The following is a 20,993-nucleotide window of genomic DNA, read 5'->3' as shown; positions in this document are numbered from 1 at the left end:
GTTACGACAAGCTCGCCGTCCGCTTCGAAGCGACCGTGCTGGTCGCAGCCATCAACGAGTGGCTGTGACCAGCACTTCCGCAACAGACCCTAGGCCGCGGGAGTTGGAACACCAATACGCAAGGCTTTCGCGGTGATCAAGCGGGATCTCTCCACACGTCCCGCCCGGCTGATGCTGGCGATCAAGCGACCCGGCTCCCCTCAACTCGGGGCGCTTCGGGGGCTCCACGAATCCGGGGTCAGCTCACACCCAGGCTGGCGCGCTCAGCCGTGGCCCTCGAGGCCGGAGACCCGCACACCCGAGTCGGTCTTATACTTCCGGTTGATCGAGATCAGCACAGCGGTGAATGGCTCAAGCTGGCGGGCCAGTCGCAGCTTGCCTGCGTCGATGCCGCGGCGCCCAGAGACGGCGGCGGCGAGGTTCATGGCGACCTCCTTGGCCTCGACGACATCACCGACGACGAGCACGTCCTCGTCGAGGAACTCGTCGTGGCCCCACAGCAGCACCGCAGAAACGTTGTGGAAAGCGCCCACCACGGTGGCCTCGGGGGCGAGCTGCTGTGCGGACTCGGCGGCCGAGCCCTCACCGTTGTTGATGATGCGGCCGTGGGCGCCGCGCTTGTCGAAGGCGAGCGGGTTGATGCAGGAGATCACCGTCTTGCCCGCGAGCTTGAGGGAGGCGACCAGCTCGTCGTGGCCGTCGTACGGCACCGCGAGAAGGACGACGTCGGCCTGCGCCACGGCGTCGGCGTTCTCGGCGCCGGTCACCGTGCCCGCACCGGGGACGCCGGCGAGCCGCTCGGTGACCTCTGCCGCCACCGGCTTGGCCCTCTCCGCCGACCGCGAGCCGAGGACGATGGTGTGGCCGTGCTTGGCGAACCGGTAACCCAGGCCCTTGCCCTGCGGTCCGGTGCCGCCGATGACGGCGACCCTGTAGCTGTTCATCTAGTCTCCAAGTGGGGTGGAAGGGGCGGGCCCGCCCATCAGGCGGCAGTCAACGGAGTCGCTCGACAGCAGCCCGCAGCGCCGCAGGAACCGGCACAGTGGTCCGAGCGATCGGATCGACGTATACGTGGGTCCACTGGGCAGACGCCCGCAAATTCGCCGGTTCACCGACCACGAATATGCCGAGTTCGTATGTGACGCTGCTGTGACCCAGACGTTGTATGCGTATCCCGACCTCAAGCTGCTGTGGGTAGCGCAGCTCTCCGTGGAACACACAGCGTGACTCCGCCACGACCCCGAGCGCCGCCAGTTCGTAGGTGGGACGCCCGACGCATTCCGCCACCCAGTCGTTGATCGCGGTGTCGAGATACGCGTAGTAGGTGGCGTTGTTGACATGCCCGAAGATGTCGTTGTCTGCGAACCGCGTCTGGATTCGACGCATGACCGGAAAGTCCGCAGGGACCCTCTTCGGCAGACTGGCACCCCGGTCAGCCATGAGGTTGTGCGATGTAGACCGTCTCGAGGTACTCATCGAGCCCTTCTGCACCGCCTTCCCGTCCGAGACCAGATTGCTTGACTCCTCCGAAAGGTGCCGCGGCGTTCGACACCAGGCCGGTATTGAGACCGATCATGCCGACCTCCAACGAGCGCTGCAGCCGCGTCGCACGGTCCAGGTCGCGCGTGTATGCATAGGCAACCAGACCGTACGGAGTTGTGTTGGCGAGCTCAACGGCTTCTGCCTCCTGGGCGAAGGTCACGATCGGTGCAACAGGCCCGAAGATCTCCTCGCTCAGCATGGCAGCGTCGCCGGGTACGTCTGTCAGCACCGTGGGCCGGTAGAAGTGGCCGGGACCGTTCAGGGCACTGCCTCCTGTCACGACCCGTGCACCACGGCGCACCGCGTCCTCCACCAGGTGCGTGACATGGGTGACCGCATGCGCATCGATCAGCGGCCCAAGTGTGGTTGTGTCGTCGAGTCCGGGTCCCAGTGTCAGCCCACTCATGCGCTCGGCCAGCAATGCGGTGAACCGCTCGGCGACGTCTTGGTGTACGAGGAATCGGTTCGCCGCCGTGCAGGCCTGTCCGGTGTTGCGCAGCTTCGCAGTGATCGCGCCGGCCACGGCATACTCGATGTCAGCGTCGTCGAAGACGATGAACGGCGCGTTGCCACCAAGCTCCATTGAGGTCCGCAGCACGTTCGGGGCAGCGGCAGCCAAGAGTCGGCTCCCCACCGCAGTCGACCCGGTGAAGGAGAGCTTGCGCAGGCGATTGTCACGCAGCAGCGGCTCGACGACTTCAGCCGATCGGGTCGTGGTCACAACATTCACCACGCCATGCGGCAGGCCGCATGCGTTGAGCAACTCGGCGAGCCTCAGGGTCGTCAGCGGAGTCAGCTGGGCGGGCTTCACCACAACGGTGCAGCCCGCGGCGAGAGCGGGCGCGATCTTTCGAGTGGCCATAGCGAGCGGGAAGTTCCACGGCGTGATCAACAGACAGGGACCGACCGGCTGACGCCGCGTCGTCAGCGTGATGCCGCCCGTTGGAGAGTCAGTCACCGTGCCACGGATCCGGCTGGCCTCCTCGGCGAACCAGCGCAAGAAGTCCGCACCATAGGTCACCTCTCCGCGTGCCTCGCTGATCGGCTTGCCCATCTCGCGGCTGATCAGCCATGCCAACTCGTCTCGGGCGCCCAGCACCGCGCCGTAGGCCGCCTGGAGTAGATCGGAACGGTCTCGCGCAGGTGTGGCAGCCCAGGCCCGGGCCGCGGCGGCGGCTGCATCGAGTGCAGCCATCGCCTCCGCCGGTCCATGGTCGGCAACGCTGCCGATGATCTCGCCGGTGGCAGGGTCCTCGACCGCGAAGGAGCTGGGGCTGTCCGGTCGCGTGCCTTCGGACGTCGGGTGGATCACTGTGCTCACGTCACTCCTCAGGAAACTTTATGATCTGGCGAAGGACCGCACCGTCAGCGAGCCGGTCCATGCCCTCGTTGATGTCGCTGAGCGGGATCGTCGAGCTGATCAGCCGGTCTACCGGCAAGCGGCCCGAACGCCACATCTCTGTGAATACCGGGATGTCGCGGGTAGGAACCGCCGAGCCCAGGTAGCTCCCCACGATCCTGCGTCCCTCAGCGACCAAGGCAGTTGGCGAGAACGAGACCCGGGCGTCTGGTGCTGGTAGCCCGACCGTCACGGTGCTGCCACCGGCTTCGGTGATCGCAAGCGCAGTCTCCAGAGCCCTGATGCTGCCGGCAGCCTCGATCACGACATCGGCCCGTAGGCCTGCGCAATGCTCCGGCCCCAGAGCGCGTGTGGCTCCCATCGCCAGCGCGGTCGCGCGCTTGGACTCGAGGGCGTCTACGGCGACGACCTCGACGTCGTCGAGCGCCAGGGCGGTCAGCAGCGCCGCCATGCCCACGGCCCCCAGTCCAACGACTGCGACGCGTTGGCCCGCCTGGGGACGGGCCGCGTTGAGCACTGCACCACCTCCGGTGAGGACAGCGCACCCGAGGACCGCTGCCACAGCCGGTGGAACATCATCGTCAAGGCGTACCAGGGAACGCGCGTCGACGACCGCGTGCGTCGCAAAGCCCGAGACGCCGAGGTGGTGGTGAACCTCCGCCCCGTCCCGGCTGAGACGCCGCTGGCCTCCGAGCAGGGTTCCGGCGGCGTTTGCGGCACTCCCCGGCAAGCAGGGGCGGAGCCCGTCGGTCAGGCAGCCGGCACACTCGCCACATCTGGGCAAGAACGTCGTGACGACGCGGTCGCCGACAGCAACGTTGCGCACGTGACCGCCGATCTCCAGCACGCGGCCGGCCGCCTCATGCCCCAGGAGCATCGGCAACGGCCGCGGGCGGTTGCCGTCGACCACCGAGAGGTCAGAGTGACACAGCCCGGCTGCCTCGACTCGGATCAGCACCTCGTGAGGTCCGGGACTGGCCAACTCCAGTTCGGTGACAACAATGGGGGTGCTTTCCGTAAAGGGCCGCTGAGGCGACATTGCCTCAAGAACAGCTCCGGTGATGAGCATGCTTCTCCTCTCAGCTCACAGACGCCGACGGACGAAAAGCCGTCGACACTCTCGTTTCGGACGCGGAAGCACGGTCTACATCCAGACTTCGATCTCGAGCGGGTTGCCCCATCCCGAGACAAACGCTCGCTTCCTTGGTGTGAGGCCCGACGTTCAGTCGAAGCGCTTCGGCGAGATCGTCGAGGTTGTCAACATCGTGGGTCAGCCCTGCGGGCAGGTCGTCGACCCGCGTGAAGCCCGCAGCGGAATGCCGGGCGGCTGACCCCGGCCCGTAGAACGGCAGCAGTAGCTGAGGATACGAGCACGCCAGGAGAGTGGTTCCCACCCCGGCCGTGTCTGGGGCGAAGGCCTGCGTGTGGAGTGCGAGCTGCGGCAGCGCCATCGCCAGCTGATCGGATGAGAGAGACGGCAAGTCGGCCGGCACCACGAGCACCGGCTCGTCAGGGTGCATGGATTGTGCCCAACGAGCACCACGACGCACGGCCAGGTTGAGCCCGTTGAGACCGTCGGGCGGCTCGGGCTCGCGCAGGAGGTCGAACCTGTCCGCGCACAGTTCGGCGAGAGCATCTTCCCGTGTGACGACAACGACGCGTGCCACGTCCGGCGTCGCGACGAGCGCCGCGAGCACGTCGAGGCAGAAGGCGCGCGCCAGGTTTCGTCGCACCCACGTCGGCACCGCCAGTCGCGACTTGCCCAGGCTCCATGGCTTCACCGGGACGACGACGGTCCACCCGCTCACGCGACTTCACCCACTGCGCCTGCTTCGCCCACGGAGTCCGGTCGCCCGTAGGTGGTCGTCCGTTGGCGAGCGGGGCGACCGGCGGTAGCGGCCATGGTCACGAGCTCGGCGACTTCCTTGCGCGAGCCGTGGGTCGAGCCGGCCATTCTGGAGATGGTCTCCTCCATGAGAGTGCCTCCCAGATCGTTGACGCCGCCCCGCAGGACCTGTGTGCACAGTTCGGGGCCGAGCTTGACCCAAGAGCACTGGATGTTGTCGACGAGCCCGTGCAACATGATCCGCGCTACCGCATGCACCGCTCTGTTGTCACGGACGGTGGGCCCTGGCCGGGCCACGCCTGCGAGGTAGATCGGGCTTGACTGATGCACGAATGGCAGCGGGACGAACTCGGTGAAGCCACCCGTCTCGCGTTGGATGTCTGCGATCGTCCGCAGGTGTGCAACCCAGTGACCCGGGTGATCCACGTGCCCGTACATCATCGTGGCGGTGGTGGGGATGCCCAGTTCGTGCGCGGTGGTGATCACATCGACCCACTGCGCCGCCGGCAGCTTGCCCTTCGTGAGCACCCAGCGGACATCGTCGTCGAGAATCTCAGCCGCTGTGCCCGGGTGGCTGTCGACTCCGGCCTCGCGTGCTGCAAGGAGGAACTCCTTCACCGAAAGGCCCGTCCGGACGACGCCGTTCATCACCTCCATCGGCGAGTACGCGTGAACGTGCAGCCCCGGAGCGGCGGCCTTCACGGCTCGCGCGAGGTCGAAGTAGGCACTCCCCGGCAGTTCGGGGTCGATCCCTCCTTGCATGCACACCTCGGTGGCACCGACACGTTGGGCCTCAACGGCCCGCTCTGCGACCTGATCGAGACTCAGCCTGTAGGCGTCGGCGTCGGTCCTGCGCTGCGCGAACGCGCAGAAGCGACAGCCCGCATAGCAGACGTTGGTGAAGTTGATGTTCCGGTTCACCACGAAGGTCACGTCCTCGCCCACGGCGTCTCGCCGCAGGTCGTCGGCCAGCTGGCACACCGCCTCCAGTCCCGGACCTTCTTCGGCAGAAATCAGTGCGAGGGCCTGGTCGTTCGACAGTGTGCCGGGGCGCGACTCGGCGGCGCGTAGAGCCGCAAGTACCTCGGCACCAACCCGGGGCAGACTCTTGTCGCTCAGCTGCCGGGCCCGGAGCGTGTCCCAGTCTCCGTAGATCACGTCGAAGTCCGTACGTCGATCCGACGAGCGTCCTGTCGTGTCGATGCTCTCGTGCAGGTGGGTTCGGCCTGTGCTCTGCCACCCGCCGTCCGGCTCCTGCCATGGCCGGCCGACCGGACGAGCATCGCGGTCGGCGAGACCGTCGACTCCCCGCAGAGCGTCGACGTGCATCCGCAGCCGCGGGTCCACCCACGGGATGTCGAGATACTCCGGGTGGACTGTGAGCCGCTCCTTGAGAGTGAGCTCGGACGCGGCGCAGACCTGCTCCAGCACGCCGATCTCCGGCCACGGCCGCTCCGGGTTCACATGGTCCGGCGTGAGCGGGCTGATCCCACCGAAGTCGTCCACACCCGCATCGAGAAGTGCTTGGCATTCCTCGAGATCAACGAGGTTGGGTGGTGCCTGGACGCGCATGGCCGGCCCCATGACGACCCGGGTGGTGGCGATTGCGGCGAGGTACTCCTCCAACGCAACGTCGGCCGCGTTCCTCATGGGGGTGTCGGGCTTGGCGCGGAAGTTCTGGATGATCACTTCCTGAATGGAGCCGTACTCGCGCGCGATGCGTCGAAGGCGCAGGATGGAGTCAGCACGCTCCTCGATCGTCTCGCCAATGCCTACCAGCAGCCCCGTGGTGAACGGGATGTTGAGCCGCCCAGCGTCCTCGAGCACCCTCAGCCGCACCGCCGGATCCTTGTCCGGGCTGCGGTAGTGAGGCTCGCCGGGCGTGTGAAACAGCCGCGAGCTGGTCGTCTCGAGCATCATCCCCATCGACGGCGCCACCGGCTTGAGCCAGCTCATCTCGCTCCAACTCATCACCCCGGGGTTGAGGTGGGGCAGCAGCCCTGTCTCCTCCAGGACCGTGATCGCCATCGCCCGCAGATACTCCAGTGTGCTGCCGTATCCGGCCTCCTCCAGCCACTGGCGCGCCTCGGGCCAACGATCTTCCGGCCGATCGCCCAGGGTGAAAAGCACCTCCTTGCACCCACGCAGAGCGCCCTCACGCGCGATGCCGAGCACCTCGTCCGGCGACAGGTACGGCGCCTCGACCCGCCCGGGAACAGACACGAACGTGCAGTAGTGGCATCTGTCGCGGCAGAGCCTGGTCAAAGGTATGAATACCTTGCGCGAATAGGTGACCACTCCCGCTCGACCGGCGCTGGCAGTTCCGGCGTCACGAACCTTGCGGGCAACGGTCATCAATCGGCCGAGGTTGTCTCCGGTGGCCGTCAGAAGCGCGGCGACTTCGTCGGCGTTCAACGTCTTCCCCACCTCGGCGCGCACCAACGCTCGCCTCACTTGTCCCGGCGAGATCGCCGGGCCCGGAACTCGTGGAACGGGCAGGTACGTCATCATCAATCTCCTGGTCTCACTGCGGGGGGAAGCGCACCGCACCATCGATCCTGATCGTGGTGCCGTTGATCATCGGGTTGCCGACCACGTACGCGACCAAGTCGGCGAACTCGTCGGCACGCCCGAACCTCGAGGGGTGCGGTACGGTCTCGGCGATCACCCGCCTGCGCTCATCGGGAAAGGCGGAGGTCTGCGCCGTCTCGAAGAACCCCGGTGCGACACCGACCACACGGATGGCGTTCCGGGCAAGGTCACGCGCCATGGGCAAGGTCATTGCGGAGAGTGCGCCCTTAGAGGCGGCGTAGGCCACTTGACCGATCTGCCCCTCGAACGCCGCTACCGACGACATCAGCACGACGACGCCCCGATCTCCGTCGACCGCCTCGTGCGCCGCCATCAGCGGCGCGGCCAGCCGAGCGACGTTGAACGGGCCCAGCACGTTGACGCGAAGGGTCTCGCTGAAATCCGCCAGCGAGTGCGGGCCCCGCCCCGAAAGGGTTCGCTGCGGTCGCGCTATGCCCGCGCACGACACCACGATCCTCAACGGGGCGGCGGCTTCGATTGAGGCGAGAGCTCCCGCGACGAAATCTGAATCGGTCGCGTCCCCTCGGTGCACGGCGACGCCGTTGCCGGCAGTGGGGTCGGCCTCCTCATCGAGCAGCGCCACCGTGGCCCCGAGGTCCACCAACCTCTCAGCCGCGGCAATACCCAACCCTGACGCGGCGCCTCCGACGACGACCGCCCCGCACCCTTCAATCTTCACGGACGAGCCCTTTCAATCTCCACGGACGAGCCCTTGTGGGCCTGCGTGCGGCAGGATCAGCGCCCCGTCCACACCGGGTTCCGCTTCTCGGCGAACGCGCGAGCACCCTCGGCCGCGTCCTGGCTCGCCAGGACCGAAGCGAACACCTTGTCGTTGTCACGCCAGACCTCATCGGCCCAGTCGTCCAGATGGCGGGCGCGATGCACCAGACCCTTCGACTGGCGGACTGCGAACGGTGCGTTCGCAGCGATCGTGGCCGCAAGCTCGACAGCGGTCTCCACTACCTCTCCGCGGGCGACGACCTGGTTGACCAGCCCGAGCTCGCGCGCCTCTGCAGCGCTCAGGCGACGCCCCGTGAGGACCAATTCAAGAGCCAGCTTCCGCGGTACCTGTTGCGCGAGCCGGACCAGTCCGCCGGCACCGGCAACAAGACCACGCGTGACCTCGGGCAGGCCGAGCACCGCGTCCTCGTCGGCCACAGCCAGGTCGGCGGCAAGCAACAACTCCATGCCGCCGCCCAGCGCGAAACCGTTCACCGCGGCGATGACAGGCTTGGAGACCCAGTGCCGCACGAACCCGGCGACCCCCCAATCCGGGTGCGACTCGTCGAGGAGAGCGCCACCCGCAGCCACTGCTTTCAGGTCGGCGCCGGCGCAGAAGGCCCTGCCGGCGCCGGTGACTACGATGACTCGGACGTCTTTGTCGAGCTCGGCAGTCTCCAATGCCGCACCGAGCGCCGCCGAGAGATCGGCGTTGATGGCATTCATGGCCTCCGGCCGGTTCAGCGTCACGAGCGCGATGCCATCCCGTACTTCGGCCAGTACCGTCTCTGTGGCGGCGGCCGCCGTCATACGGCGCTCTCCTGCACACCCATGATCCGCTCCCGCGCGGGCGTCTCATCGGCGGACTGCATCAGGCCGGCAAGCTCCTTGAGCGTGACCCGGTCATCGTCGCCATGGACAGCGATCGAAAACTCGATGTCGGTAACCACGTCCCCGTAGCGGTCCAGCAGCTTCTGGCCGATCTCGTCGTAGGTGCCGACGGTGACGAACTGGTGCAGGACGTCGTCGTCGATCAGCTTGGGCAGGGCTTCCCAGTCCTGCGCCTTTGACAACGCCTTCGCCTCTGTGGCCAGGTCGGTGAGACCAAGGTGCTCGAAGGCCGCGACGTAACCGGGCGTCGACGCGTAGAACGCGATTCTGGCTCTCGCGTCCCGGACCTTGACGGCCAGCTCCTCATCGGTACGCGCGGAGGCGACCAGCGGCTTCATCGCAACCCGGAACGAGGACAGGTCACGCCCGGACCTCTCGGCTCCCTTGCGGACCGCGGGCAGCATGACCTCCTTGATGTAGGACGGCGTGCAGACCGGATGCGGACGCACCCCATCTGCAACCTCACCAGCCACCGCGCACAGCATCGGGTTCACCGCAGCAAGGTGGATCGGGATATCGGGGTTGTCGATGGGACCGGCGTTGAACAAGGGAACCATCAGGTTGATGTTGTAGTGCTCACCGACGACGTCGAGCGGAGTTCCGTTCTGCCAGCAGTCCCAGACAGCGCGGATGGCCTGAACGTACTCGCGCATCCAGGGCGCGGGTGGTGCCCAACTCATGCCGTATCGGCGCGTGATGTGCCCGCGGACCTGCGTCCCGAGGCCGAGCGTGAACCGCCCTCGGGACAGCTTCTGAAGCGTCCATGCCTGCAAGGCCATGACCGTTGGGCTTCGCGGGAAGGCGATCGCGACCGCCGTACCCACTCGCAGTCGCTCGGTCGATTGAGCCGCGAGCGTCAGCACGCTGAACGGGTCGTCCTTGGTCTCCTCCACGACCAGGCCGCTGTAGCCGACCTCCTCCAGCAAGCGGGCGTTGTCGGGAACGGACCAGATGTCGAGCGGAATGTCGGGGCTCCGGAGGCCGGGATCGACCTTGCCGAGCGGAAGCAGTGTTTCGAGTCGCACGTTGTTGTCTCCTGTCGTTTCGTTAGAAGTTAGAGCGAGACAACAGCAAGGGAGAGGACGCTTTGCGACGGATTACCTCATCGAATCGTCCACGCCGAGACAGTGAACGCTTCAGCGCTGTCGCTCCCTGGCGAGGATGGCGGCGGAGATTGACGACATGCGCTTCGAGCTGCACCGGGCCCTGGTAGCCCGTGGTGTTCGCAGATCCGGACGATCCGGTGGGCGCCGGCCGCGGTGAAGTCGTGGGTGCGGCCTGGCAGTGCGGGCGAGAGCCACTTCAGCCGCCCTTGTGGGTCGGTGACGACTTGCACGTTCACGCCGTGGCGGCGGTGCTTGGCGGAGTAGTCAGCCCGGCCGTCGCCGACCGGGTGCACTCGGCGAGGGTGCTATCAAACAGGACGAAATCCGGTCGGCCCCCCGGAGAACCTGCAGCAGCCCCGATGCATGTGCGGCCAGCAGTTCGGTCACGTCGGTGACGTAGGCGTGGGCGGTGCCGACCGAGACGGTGGAGCCGGCCGCGATGCTCGCCAGGGTGTCGTGGGTGCGCAGGTACACCAGGGTCAAAGTGCCCGTCGGTGGGGCGAGAGCTACAGCGTCGGTCACCTTCACGGGTGACGATGGGCATGGTGATCCACTCGACCAGTGCATGCGGCAGGTCGAGTGCGTCAGTCAGGGAACCAACGAGGCTCCTACGCACCGATGAGTGAGACGTCAAACGCCTCCGTCCCCCAGGGAGCGCGTCGATGAAAACGTATCCGATCCTGGACGGTACCGATCGACCGGATCGCCGCCGACCGGCTCGCGTGGGCGTCCACTCTGAGCCTCCCCGACCCTGCCCAGAGCGGCCCACGACGTCAGGGCCGCCCACGAGCACGGCATCCTGACCGGCTCACACTGAGGTTGAAACGCCCAGTGTTCAGCCGCCGGCCGCGTGGCGCTCGCGATACTGGCTGGGACTCTCGCCGGTCCATCCGTTGAAAGCACGCGTGAAGGCACGAAGTTCGGAGTAGCCGACCAGGTTCGCAATCTCCTGCACCGGCATATCGGTGTCTCGCAGGTGCCTCGTCGCGAACTCCAGGCGGATCTCCTCCTTCAAGGCGCGGTAGGAAGTTGCCTCGCCCTTCAAACGTCGGCGAAGGGTTTGCTCGGTGAGATAAAGCTGGCCAGCCAACTGAGCGAAGCTGGGGAACTGTATCGGCCCCTGCGCACTGGGACGAATCAACGCTCGGGCCTTTCGAGTAACGCTGGACTCGGCGCCCGGAGTCTTCATCACTCCGAGCGGAGTGGTCGCAAGAAAGCCCTTCAGGTCGCCACGCGTCCTGATGACCGGGCGAGACAGCGAGGAACGGGCGATAACCAGGGAGGTGGACTCGGCACCCACGGTCGGTGTGCACGGGAAGACGTGGCGGAACTCTGCGAGATGTCCGCCCCGCGGGACATAGCCGAGCTCAAGGCTCTCCAATTGTGGGGGCTCGCCGATCAACCACGCCCAGAGCCGATAGTTGATCATTATCCAGAAGTCGAGGAAGTAGTGCGCCGGGTCGAGTTCTGGCTTGCTTTGGACGACCGTCCACCGACCACCAGACTCTTCTTCGTCGTACTTCATGACGAGGGCGTCCGTCATCAAGGAATAGAAGAACGCCTCCTTGCGGACCACGCTCTCGAGCGTGGGCTCGTGCACGACCAGATTGGTCATCATCGCGAACGATCCCGGCCGCGACCGGCCATCCAGGCACCCCATGAACTCGTCGTCCAAGGCCTCGATCGTGGTGGCGACGATCGAGGCCAAGAACGTGATGTCACCACGCCAGAGAGGATCTTCCACCTGAGAGCGCGACACGCCAACAGAGGCGAGGATGGCGTCCGCATCCAGCCCCTGCCGGTGAGCCACGGCGGCGGCCTCGTAGAAATAGTGCGAGCAAGACGTGGGCATGGTTCCTCGGATCTGAACTAATTTCGCGGCAGGCTAGTGCCAAAGTCCGGGAGGCCTACGGCCTCCACCGAAGATGAAAGGAATATAGCTCAGCTCGGGCTGACCCGACCAGGCTGGCTCTGGTGACGAGGCGTCCGCCGAACCTCGTGTTCATTGTGTCGCCCCTGTCAGCTCAGCCGCTCGAGTACCATGGCCATGCCCTGGCCGCCGCCGACGCACATGGTCTCCAGGCCGAACTGCTTGTCGTGGTACCGCAGCGAGTTGATCAGGGTGCTGGTGATCCGGGCCCCGGTCATACCGAACGGGTGGCCGACCGCGATCGCGCCGCCGTTGACGTTGAGCTTGTCCTCGTCGACGCCCAGTTCGCGGGCAGAGGGGATCACCTGGGCGGCGAAGGCCTCGTTGATCTCGACCAGGTCGATGTCGTCGATGGTCATGCCTGCGCGGGCCAGCGCCTGCCTGGACGCCTCTACCGGGCCGAGCCCCATGATCTCTGGAGACAGGCCGGTCACGCCGGTGCTGACGATGCGGGCCAGCGGGGTGAGGCCGAGCTGCTTCGCCTTGATGTCGGCCATGATCACAACGGCGGCAGCACCGTCGTTGAGCGGGCAACAGTTGCCAGCCGTCACGGTGCCGTCGGGACGGAACACCGGCTGCAGCTGGGATACTGCATTGAGGGTGACCCCGGCCCGCGGGCCGTCGTCCCGGGTGACCTGGCTGCCGTCAGGCAGTGTGACCGGGGTGATGTCGCGCTCCCAGAAACCGTCCGCTATCGCCTTCTCGGCGCGGTTCTGGCTGCGGACCGCGAACGCGTCCTGCTCACCACGAGTGATCCCCCTGAGCTGGGCAACGTTCTCGGCGGTCTGGCCCATTGCGATGTAGGCGTCCGGCAGTCGGCCCCCACTGCGCGGGTCGGTCCAGGTTCGGCCGCCAGCGGCGAACTTCTCGGTGTGGGCCTGCGCCTCTGCGAAGGCGGGGTTCTGGGTGCCGGGCAGTCCGTCGGCGCTACCGTTCCCGTAACGGCTCACTGTCTCCACACCGACGGAGAGGAAGGCGTCGCCCTCGCCCGCCTTGATCGCATGCAGTGCCATCCGGGTGCTCTGCAGGCTGGAGGCACAATAGCGGTTCACTGTGGTTCCGGGCAGGTGGTCCATCCCTGAGAGCACCGCCACGATGCGGGCCAGGTTGAAGCCGGACTCACCGCCCGGCTGGCCGCAGCCGAGCACCAGGTCGTCGATCTGGCGCGGGTCGAGCGCGGGGACCTTGGCGAGTACGGCCCGGACCATCTGGACGGCCAGGTCATCGGGACGCATGTCCTTGAGTGACCCCTTGACCGCCCGGCCGATCGGTGAGCGGGCGGTTGCGACGATCACAGGTTCCGGCATCTTTGAGCCTCTCAACATACTTAGTGGTTGGTCGCGGCGGTCCGTCCCTCCCTCAGGAGGGCTCGGGCGTTGATCAGCGGCCATGTAGCCCGCGGTGCTGGCGAAGGTCAGCCAGGCCGACCGGGCGGGCCGAGATCTGGTCAGCCGCGCTCTCGGTGGGGGCGGTGGACGGCTCCTCGGCGAGCACTCCTGCACGTCCCTGGTCTGGGCCGCGCTGGACCGCGCCTCACGCGGCTGGCGCGAGATCACCGCACGGCATCCACCTCGTCGTGCTCTTTCACACCACTCCCACGACGCGACCTGGCCCGACTCCTCGTCAGCACCGCGATGCAGAACAGGCTCAGGACCGAGACACCGCCGAGGTAGAGCACGATCGGCAATGTAGAGCCGTAAGCCGCGAAGAGCCCCGTTGCGATCGTGGGCGCGAAGCCGCCGCCGAGGATCGACCCGATCTGGTATCCGAGGGAGGTACCGCTGTACCGCACAGCCGGTGGGAAGAGCTGCGCGAAGAGCGCCGCCATCGGCCCGTAGACGATGCCCATCCCGACGGCCACGAACAGCATTCCGACCGCGATCAGGCCGAGGTGTGCGGTGTCGACCAGCGGGAAAAGCGCGACCGACGAAATCAGCAGAACCACCGAACCGACTCGCAGAACCCGTCGCTTGCCTATGGAGTCCGAGCGAATGGCGGCCAAGGGAATGGTCACCAGCCAGGCCGCTGAGGCGACGATCGACACCGCCAGGACCGAGTTTCGCACGAGCCCCAGCCCCGTCGTCGTGTAGCCGAGGAGGTAGGCCATGAAGATGTATGCCACTGCGTTGATGGCGATGAAGGACCCCGCAACCAGCAGGACCGAGCGCCAGTGGTTGCGGAGAACGTCGAACAGTGGGATGGCGGAACGCTCGTCCTTCTCGACCAAGGACTCGAAAGCCGGACTCTCGTCGATCTTGCTCCGCAACACCAGGCCCACCACGATGAGAACCGCACTGGCGAGGAACGGGATCCGCCAGCCCCACTCGGCGAAGGCGGAGTCGCCGAGGCTGGTCGAGACGCTGAGGAAGGCCAGGTTCGCGATGATCAGACCCGCGGGAACACCCATCTGCGGGAAGCTCCCGAAGAAGGTGCGGCGAGATTCCGGCGCGTGCTCAACGGCCATCAGTACGGCGCCGCTCCACTCACCGCCCACACCGAACCCCTGAAGGAATCGAAGCGAGACCAGGAGGATGGGCGCCCACATCCCAATGGCGTCGTAGGTCGGGAGCAATCCAATGCCAACAGTCGCGGTGCCCATCAGCACCAAAGAAGTGACGAGCATGGTCTTGCGCCCAGCCCGGTCGCCGAAGTGGCCCATCACGATCCCGCCGAGCGGGCGGGCGAGGAAGCCGACGGAGAAGGTGGCGAACGCGGCCAGTGTCCCCGCAGCGTCCGAGAACTCTGGGAAGAACAACGGACCGAAGACGATGGCTGCGGCCATGCCGTAAATGAAGTAGTCGTACCACTCGATGGCGGTGCCGATCAGGCTGGCGAGCGCCGGCCGGGTGGCAGATGCGGCGCGAGGCGACGCTGGGGCTGTCTGCTGGGCGGTCACGATGTCTCCTCTGAGGAATAGCGGGTCACTGCGTGCGTGCGGCGATCGAGGACCCGCTTGGTCTTGCCTTCCGAGCGCTCAATCGTGTGTGGATGGACTACATCCACGTGAACGGAGACCCCGATGCTCTGCTTCACCGCCTGCTTGAGTGCGTATGCGGCGTGACTCCGGCCGGCACCGTCCATACCGCCACGGCTCTCCACACGAACGGTCAGGCTGTCCATCCGACCCTCGCGGGTCAGGACGATCTGATAGTGCGGCGCGAGCCGATCGCTACGAAGGATCAGCTCCTCGATCTGGCTGGGGAACAGGTTGACGCCGCGAAGGATGATCATGTCGTCGCTGCGGTCGGCGACCCGCGCGATACGATGGAACGCTGGGCGAGCTGTTCCGGGAAGGAGCGCGGTGAGGTCCCTGGTCCGGTACCGGATGATCGGGAACGCCTCCTTTGTCAGCGACGTGAACACCAGCTCGCCGCTGTCCCCGTCTGCCACAGGCTCACCGCTGCTCGGGTCGATCACCTCCGGAAGGAAGTGGTCTTCCCATACGTGCGGACCGTCTTTGGTCTCGGCGCACTCCTGCGCCACACCGGGCCCGATGACCTCGGAGAGGCCGTACAGGTCCAGCGCCTCGATGCCGGCCCGCTGTTCGATCTCCTGTCGCATCTCCTCGGTCCAGGGCTCGGCGCCGAGGACTCCGATCTGCAAGGACGACTCGCGTGCGTCCAAGCCCTGGCGGTCGAACTCGTCCAGGATCGTGAGGAGGTAGGACGGCGTCGCCATGATGATCCGCGGCTGCAGATCGCAGATGAGCTGCACTTGGCGTGAGGTCATGCCCCCCGACGCCGGGATCACGGTGCAGCCGAGGCGCTCGGCGCCGTAGTGGGCTCCTAGCCCACCGGTGAAGAGGCCGTAGCCGTAGGAGTTGTGTACCCGATCACCCGGGCGCCCTCCCGCGGCCCGAATGCTCCGGGCCGCAAGGTCTCCCCAGGTCTCGAGGTCCCGGCGCGTGTATCCCACCACCGTCGGCGTCCCTGTGGTTCCGCTGGAGGCGTGAAGTCGAGCCACATCCTCGAGGGGAACCGCGAACATCCCGTACGGATAGGTCTCACGCAGGTCGTCCTTCGTGGTGAACGGGAAGAGGCGAAGGTCATCGAGAGAGTTCAGATCGTTCGGGGTCACTCCGGCGACGTCGCACTTGCTGCGATAGAAGGGGACGCGCTCGTAGACCCTCCGCATCGTCCACTGCAGTCGTCGCAACTGCGTGTCACGCAATTCGTCCAGGCTCATTGACTCGCCTGCATCGAAAGCTTTCACACCCACTCGGTCGGCTTCTGGACCGATGACGCTAGCCACAGGCTGCCCCTGCTTCGGCGGCGGGCACGCTATCCGCTCTGCCGCCAGTCACTGGCGTTCTCGGGAATTCCACGGAGGTCATACGCTCACGAACTCCTTCCGGTCACATTGGGCGGTGCGCGTCCTCTGTTAGCCGCGTCACATTCACCCGATGACGGACATCATGGTCCGCACCGCTCGCTCCTGGCAGGGCCGAAATCGACTGATTCGCTTCACAGAATCAATCACCAGACGGCAGCGATTCCCTGGACACCCAGGGGCGGTGCATGGTGAACCGTCCTGAGTCCCCCCGCAGGGGGCTGCCCCAAGGAGGCCACGTGAACCGCGTGTGCCGGGCGCCGCATGTCCCGGCCCACCGCGCCTCACCGAGCGGGGAACGCGGGTGACACACTGGCCCGATGCGCATTGTGGTTCTGGCAGGCGGCGTCGGCGGTGCCCGGTTCCTCCACGGTCTCAAGCAGGCCGCATCGGATGCCGACGTCACGGTCATCGGCAACACCGGGGACGATATCCACCTCTTCGGTCTGAAGGTCTGCCCAGACCTCGACACGGTGATGTACACACTCGGCGGCGGCATCAACAAGGAGCAGGGCTGGGGGCGTGCGGACGAGACCGCCCACGTCAAGGAGGAGCTCGCGGCGTACGGCGTAGGGCCCGGGTGGTACGGCCTGGGCGACCGTGACTTCGCGACGCACATCGTGCGGACCCAGATGCTGAGCGCCGGATACCCGCTCAGCGCCGTGACGCAGACCCTGTGCGACCGGTGGAAGCCCGGGGTGCGGCTGCTTCCGATGTCCGACGACCGGGTCGAGGCCGCGGGAATCCGCTGCCGCGTGGTGCCGCTGATGATGACCGACGTCGAAGCGGCCGCCCGCATGGCGCGTGAGGCGCTGGCACTCGCGGAAGAGGTCCGGGCATGACGGGCACGGCCGGCGCGCCCGGCATCGGTACCGGTGACGCCGGCAGCCCCGGCAGGGCGCCCGGTTTCCGGGTGTGGGCCGTCCCGGGTATCCCCGAGGTGGGCGAAGGGGACGATCTGGCCAAGCTGATCGCTGCGGCAGAGCCCGGACTGGCGGACGGTGACGTGGTCCTCGTCACCTCCAAGATCGTCTCTAAGGCAGAGGGCCGGATCGTCTCCGCGGACTCGCGCGAGGCCGCCATTGACGCTGAGGCGGTACGAGTCGTGGCCCGGCGCGGGACCCTCCGGATCGTCGAGAACCGGCAGGGCCTGGTGATGGCAGCCGCCGGCGTCGACGCCTCCAACACCCCCGCCGGAACCGTGCTGCTCCTGCCCGAGGACCCCGACGCATCGGCGCGTGCCATCCGTGACGGGCTGCGCGACGCGCTCGGGGTTGACGTCGGGGTACTGATCACCGACACCTTCGGGCGCCCTTGGCGCAACGGTCTGACGGACGTCGCCATCGGCGCCGCGGGCGTGCGCGTGCTCGACGATCTGCGCGGCGGGACCGACGCGCACGGCAATCCGCTGAGCGCCACCGTCGTAGCCACCGCCGACGAGCTCGCCGCCGCCGGCGACCTCGTGAAGGGCAAGGCCGAGGGCCTGCCGGTCGCCGTGGTCCGGGGTCTGCCGCGGGTAGTGGCGGACGGGGCGGAGGACGCCCGGGCGATGGTGCGCTCCGCCCACGACGACATGTTCCGGCTCGGCACGTCAGAGGCCGTGCGGGAGGCGGTGACCCAGCGGCGTACGGTACGGGCCTTCACGGACGAGCCTGTGGATCCCGGCGCGGTGCGGCGCGCTGTCGCCGCGGCCTTGACCGCCCCCGCGCCGCACCACACGACGCCGTGGCGCTTCGTGCTGGTGGAGTCCCAGGAGTCGCGGACGCGGCTGCTCGACGCGATGCGGGACGCGTGGATCGCGGACCTGCGGCGCGACGGAGAGTCGGAGGAGTCCATCGTTGAGCGGCTGCGGCACGGTGACGTGCTCCGCCATGCGCCGTACCTGGTGGTGCCCTGCATGGTGACCGACGGCGCGCACGCATACGGAGACACACGGCGGGACGGCGCCGAGCGCGAGATGTTCGTCGTCGCGGCGGGCGCCGGTGTGCAGAACTTCCTGGTCGCACTGGCCGGCGAGCGGCTCGGCTCAGCCTGGGTGGCGTCGATCATGTTCTGCCGGGACGTCGTCCGCGACGTCCTTGGGCTGCCGCAGGGGTGGGACCCGATGGGCGCGGTGGCCGTCGGGCACGCGGCCGAGCCGCCCGAGGACCGGCCCGCCCGCCGGGCCTCGGACTTCATCGAGGTGCGCTGAGCCGGTCCGCCACGTCCGGTGGGCCGCCCCGGGCAACCCCTCGAGTGGGCCGGGCCCACTCTCGCGCTGCAAGCCACACGGTCCCGTCCTTCCGTCGCGTCCCCGGCCTCGCCGGCTGGTCCGCCGGAGAGGCGGGGAAGTATGGTGGCGGCGCATCACGCCCGGCCGTGGGCGGAGCTCGCTGGCGAGACGGCCGAGCCGGGCTGGCAGCCCTTGCGATCCTCCCGTCGTCGGCGCGGTCGTCGACCCCCGAGACCCTGGAACGGTCGCTGGGCGAGGTCGCCGCGTCAAGGGCCTCCGTCAGCAGTGACCGCCGCCGTTGCGAGAATGGCCGGGTGAGTAGAACGCATGTGCACAGCTACGTCGGCCGTCGTGACCGCCCCGCCTTTGACCGTGACTCCGTGGTGGAGGTCGCTGTCGTGGTTTTCAACGAGCGCGGTTATGACGGTACGAGCATGGGAGAGCTGGCCAGACGCCTGGGCCTGAGCAAGTCGAGCATCTACCACCACGTCTCGGGCAAGGAGGAACTCCTCGACTTGGCGGTCACGCGCGCCCTTGACGCCCTCTTCGCCATCCTCGACGAGGACCCCGGCCCGAACGGCACGGCGACCGCCCGCCTACGGCACGTCGTGCAGCGCAGCATCGAGGTCCTCGCCGCCGAGCTGCCGTACGTCACCCTGCTGCTGCACGTGCGCGGCAACACGGCGGTCGAGCAGCGTGCCCTGGAGCGGCGCCGCGAGTTCGACCACCGGATCGCCAAGCTGATGTGCAGGGCAGCGGCCGAGGGCGGCCTGCGCGACGACATCGACCCCTGCCTGGCCAGCCGCCTGCTGTTCGGCACCGTCAACTCGCTCATCGAGTGGTACCGCCCAGACCGAGGGCTGTCGGTCGCGGCGTTGACCGATGCCCTGACGGCGATTGTCTTCGACGGGCTGCGCCGCCGCCCCGGTCCCTGACAAGAGGCGCTTGCACGCGACCCGGGCTCAGCGGATCATGACCCGGTCCTTGCCATACGATGCCGCGTAGTGCCGCCCTCGGCTGAGCAGGGCCGACGCTGTCGGGAATCGTGATTGCGTCGTGAGGCGCTGTTGGTTCGAGTGGAGGTGAGAAACCTTCGCCAACGCACTGTCTGCGCAGGGCTGTTGAAGCTGAGCTATCAGCTGCGGCTCAGAAGCTGTTGTCTTTTCGATCTTGAGTGGTGGCGGTCGAACGCGGATTCCCGGTCGGGTGATCCTGCTGTGCCGAGGGCATGAGGAAGGGGCCTCCTGAACAGCTCGTGGGTGTCGAATCCATAGAGCAACAGGAGGCCCCGGTGCCGCAGTATCCCGTGTCGATGGCCGGGCAGTCCAACTCGGCCGCTCCAACGTGTGATTGCCTCGCGCACGTGTACGGCAACGCGGCTGACCGGCCCGAACGGCAGCGCCGGTACCCGACGGACATGACGGACGAGGAGTGGGCCGAGGCCCGGCCGCTGCTGCCGGTGCCGGGCCGGATGCGCGGGCGGGGCGGCCGGCCGGAGGGATACTGCCACCGTGCGCTGCTGGACGCGATCCGCTACCTCGTGGACAACGGGATCAAGTGGCGTGCGATGCCGGCCGACTTCCCGCCGTGGGACCGGGTGTATGCCTTCTTCCGCCGCTGGCGCGAGAACGCTCTGGTCAAGGAGTTCCATGACCGGCTGCGCGCCCGGGTCCGCGAGCGGGAGGGCCGGGACGCGGAGCCGACGGCCGGCGTGATCGACTCGCAGTCCGTCAAGGCGGACGCCGTCGTCGGCGCCGACAGCCGCGGCTTCGACGGCGGCAAGCTGATCAACGGGCGCAAGCGGCACGTCGTGGTCGACACCCTCGGCCTACTGCTCGGCGTCATGGTCACGAGCGCGAATGTCGGCGACCGAGCCGCCGCCCAGGTCCTGCTGCACCAAGTCACCGACGCCTACCACCTGCTGGAACTGGTCTGGGCCGACGGCGGCTACACCGGAAGCCTCGTCGAGCACTGCCTGGCCGCGTTCGCCCTCGTGTTGGCGATCGTCAAGCGCAGCGACGACATGCGCGGCTTCGTGGTGCTGCCCAAGCGGTGGATCGTCGAGCGTCTCTTCGCCCACCTGATGCGAAGTCGCCGCCTGGCGCGTGACTTCGAACGCCGCACCACCAGCGCCGAGGCGATGATCTACTGGTCGATGACCCTCCTCATGACCCGCCGCCTGGCCCGGACACGCCGCGGGCGGGCGTGAACCGGCCCGGCGCCGGCTCGGCCAGCCAGCCACGCGCGACCAGGCGTTTCGCCTTCGACCGCAGCGCCTCCACCCGCGCCGGAACCACGTCCATGCCGAACAAGGCGGCCATCTCCTGGCAGGTCATCGGCCCCTGCCCGAGCCGGACCCGGTCCGCAAGCGCGGTGAGGATGCGCTGGTAGTCCACCGACAACACCGACCACGCAAGCCCTTCACGCCACACCGGCACCTGCGACTTCGTCTTCGCCGCTTCCGG

16 protein-coding genes and 3 pseudogenes are annotated in these 20,993 nt (G+C 67.5%); 4 read left to right on the top strand and 15 right to left on the bottom strand.

Annotated elements, in window-relative coordinates; translation table 11 throughout:
* Positions 1-263: 263 nt before the first annotated feature.
* The 14 genes and pseudogenes from npdG to paaK form a co-directional block, all read right to left on the bottom strand.
* Positions 264-944 carry an NADPH-dependent F420 reductase gene (gene npdG, locus ACZ562_RS37855; RefSeq protein ID WP_471189161.1) on the bottom strand — a complete coding sequence of 227 codons (681 nt, stop codon included), beginning with the start codon at positions 942-944 and terminating at the stop codon, positions 264-266.
* A gap of 49 nt (positions 945-993) precedes the next feature.
* Entirely contained in the window at positions 994-1,386 is a 393-nt protein-coding gene (locus ACZ562_RS37850; protein ID WP_467664944.1) for an acyl-CoA thioesterase, read from the bottom strand.
* A 46-nt stretch (positions 1,387-1,432) separates the two neighbouring features.
* On the bottom strand, positions 1,433-2,854 hold the full coding sequence (locus tag ACZ562_RS37845; protein ID WP_471189168.1) for an NAD-dependent succinate-semialdehyde dehydrogenase: 1,422 nt from the start codon (positions 2,852-2,854) through the stop codon (positions 1,433-1,435).
* A 10-nt stretch (positions 2,855-2,864) separates the two neighbouring features.
* Positions 2,865-3,971, bottom strand: a complete 1,107-nt coding sequence (locus ACZ562_RS37840; RefSeq protein WP_471189158.1) for an alcohol dehydrogenase catalytic domain-containing protein — start codon at positions 3,969-3,971, stop codon at positions 2,865-2,867.
* A 10-nt stretch (positions 3,972-3,981) separates the two neighbouring features.
* Positions 3,982-4,710 (bottom strand): 2-phospho-L-lactate guanylyltransferase, encoded by a 729-nt coding sequence (gene cofC / locus ACZ562_RS37835; RefSeq protein WP_471189156.1) that lies wholly within the window; start codon positions 4,708-4,710, stop codon positions 3,982-3,984.
* Positions 4,707-7,202: a bifunctional FO biosynthesis protein CofGH gene (locus ACZ562_RS37830; protein ID WP_471189166.1), complete on the bottom strand. Its 2,496-nt coding sequence runs from the start codon at positions 7,200-7,202 to the stop codon at positions 4,707-4,709. The genes cofC and ACZ562_RS37830 overlap by 4 nt, the downstream gene beginning before the upstream one ends.
* A gap of 70 nt (positions 7,203-7,272) precedes the next feature.
* Positions 7,273-8,019: an SDR family NAD(P)-dependent oxidoreductase gene (locus ACZ562_RS37825; RefSeq protein WP_471189153.1), complete on the bottom strand. Its 747-nt coding sequence runs from the start codon at positions 8,017-8,019 to the stop codon at positions 7,273-7,275.
* A 56-nt stretch (positions 8,020-8,075) separates the two neighbouring features.
* A complete protein-coding gene (locus tag ACZ562_RS37820; protein WP_471189137.1) occupies positions 8,076-8,870 on the bottom strand; it encodes a crotonase/enoyl-CoA hydratase family protein in 795 nt (264 codons plus the stop codon).
* On the bottom strand, positions 8,867-9,976 hold the full coding sequence (locus ACZ562_RS37815) for a TIGR03617 family F420-dependent LLM class oxidoreductase (RefSeq protein WP_471189135.1): 1,110 nt from the start codon (positions 9,974-9,976) through the stop codon (positions 8,867-8,869). Before ACZ562_RS37815 ends, ACZ562_RS37820 begins: the two co-directional genes overlap by 4 nt.
* 182 nt (positions 9,977-10,158) lie before the next feature.
* A pseudogene (locus tag ACZ562_RS37810) lies at positions 10,159-10,601 on the bottom strand (helix-turn-helix domain-containing protein); the annotation flags it as partial.
* Positions 10,602-10,892: 291 nt separating this feature from the next.
* Positions 10,893-11,909 carry an AraC family transcriptional regulator gene (locus ACZ562_RS37805; RefSeq protein WP_471189132.1) on the bottom strand — a complete coding sequence of 339 codons (1,017 nt, stop codon included), beginning with the start codon at positions 11,907-11,909 and terminating at the stop codon, positions 10,893-10,895.
* Between the two features lie 167 nt (positions 11,910-12,076).
* Positions 12,077-13,294, bottom strand: a complete 1,218-nt coding sequence (locus ACZ562_RS37800) for an acetyl-CoA C-acetyltransferase (RefSeq protein WP_471189130.1) — start codon at positions 13,292-13,294, stop codon at positions 12,077-12,079.
* Positions 13,295-13,539: 245 nt separating this feature from the next.
* The gene (locus ACZ562_RS37795; protein WP_471189127.1) at positions 13,540-14,883 is read right to left on the bottom strand and encodes an MFS transporter; all 1,344 of its coding nucleotides are present in this window, start codon (positions 14,881-14,883) and stop codon (positions 13,540-13,542) included.
* On the bottom strand, positions 14,880-16,172 hold the full coding sequence (paaK, locus tag ACZ562_RS37790; RefSeq protein ID WP_471189164.1) for a phenylacetate--CoA ligase PaaK: 1,293 nt from the start codon (positions 16,170-16,172) through the stop codon (positions 14,880-14,882). Before paaK ends, ACZ562_RS37795 begins: the two co-directional genes overlap by 4 nt.
* Before the next feature lie 464 nt (positions 16,173-16,636).
* On the opposite strand from paaK, the pseudogene ACZ562_RS37785 reads away from it, so the two are divergent.
* From ACZ562_RS37785 to ACZ562_RS37770, 4 genes and pseudogenes are all read left to right on the top strand, one after another.
* Positions 16,637-17,050 (top strand): annotated as a pseudogene (locus ACZ562_RS37785) (2-phospho-L-lactate transferase CofD family protein); the annotation flags it as partial.
* A 104-nt stretch (positions 17,051-17,154) separates the two neighbouring features.
* Entirely contained in the window at positions 17,155-18,507 is a 1,353-nt protein-coding gene (locus tag ACZ562_RS37780; protein WP_471189126.1) for a coenzyme F420-0:L-glutamate ligase, read from the top strand.
* Positions 18,508-18,842: 335 nt separating this feature from the next.
* Positions 18,843-19,463 carry a TetR/AcrR family transcriptional regulator gene (locus ACZ562_RS37775; protein WP_471189125.1) on the top strand — a complete coding sequence of 207 codons (621 nt, stop codon included), beginning with the start codon at positions 18,843-18,845 and terminating at the stop codon, positions 19,461-19,463.
* Between the two features lie 356 nt (positions 19,464-19,819).
* Positions 19,820-20,737, top strand: coding sequence for an IS5 family transposase (locus tag ACZ562_RS37770; protein ID WP_471189123.1), 918 nt, complete (start codon positions 19,820-19,822; stop codon positions 20,735-20,737).
* Here the strand turns inward: ACZ562_RS37770 and ACZ562_RS37765 are convergent.
* Positions 20,694-20,993: pseudogene (locus ACZ562_RS37765) on the bottom strand (hypothetical protein); the annotation flags it as partial. The gene ACZ562_RS37770 and the pseudogene ACZ562_RS37765 sit on opposite strands and share 44 nt — an antisense overlap.

It is taken from the genome of Streptomyces sp. NPDC040410 (assembly GCF_055595715.1).
Note: the sequence above shows the minus strand (reverse complement) of the source record. Positions and strands in the feature narration are given on the sequence as shown.

Coding starts and splice junctions, on each gene's coding strand:
- npdG (WP_471189161.1), bottom strand. CDS start 944: ATGAACAGCTACAGGGTCGCCGTCATCGGCGGCACCGGACCGCAGGGC.
- ACZ562_RS37850 (WP_467664944.1), bottom strand. CDS start 1,386: ATGCGTCGAATCCAGACGCGGTTCGCAGACAACGACATCTTCGGGCAT.
- ACZ562_RS37840 (WP_471189158.1), bottom strand. CDS start 3,971: ATGCTCATCACCGGAGCTGTTCTTGAGGCAATGTCGCCTCAGCGGCCC.
- ACZ562_RS37820 (WP_471189137.1), bottom strand. CDS start 8,870: ATGACGGCGGCCGCCGCCACAGAGACGGTACTGGCCGAAGTACGGGAT.
- ACZ562_RS37805 (WP_471189132.1), bottom strand. CDS start 11,909: ATGCCCACGTCTTGCTCGCACTATTTCTACGAGGCCGCCGCCGTGGCT.
- ACZ562_RS37800 (WP_471189130.1), bottom strand. CDS start 13,294: ATGCCGGAACCTGTGATCGTCGCAACCGCCCGCTCACCGATCGGCCGG.
- paaK (WP_471189164.1), bottom strand. CDS start 16,172: ATGAGCCTGGACGAATTGCGTGACACGCAGTTGCGACGACTGCAGTGG.
- ACZ562_RS37780 (WP_471189126.1), top strand. CDS start 17,155: ATGACGGGCACGGCCGGCGCGCCCGGCATCGGTACCGGTGACGCCGGC.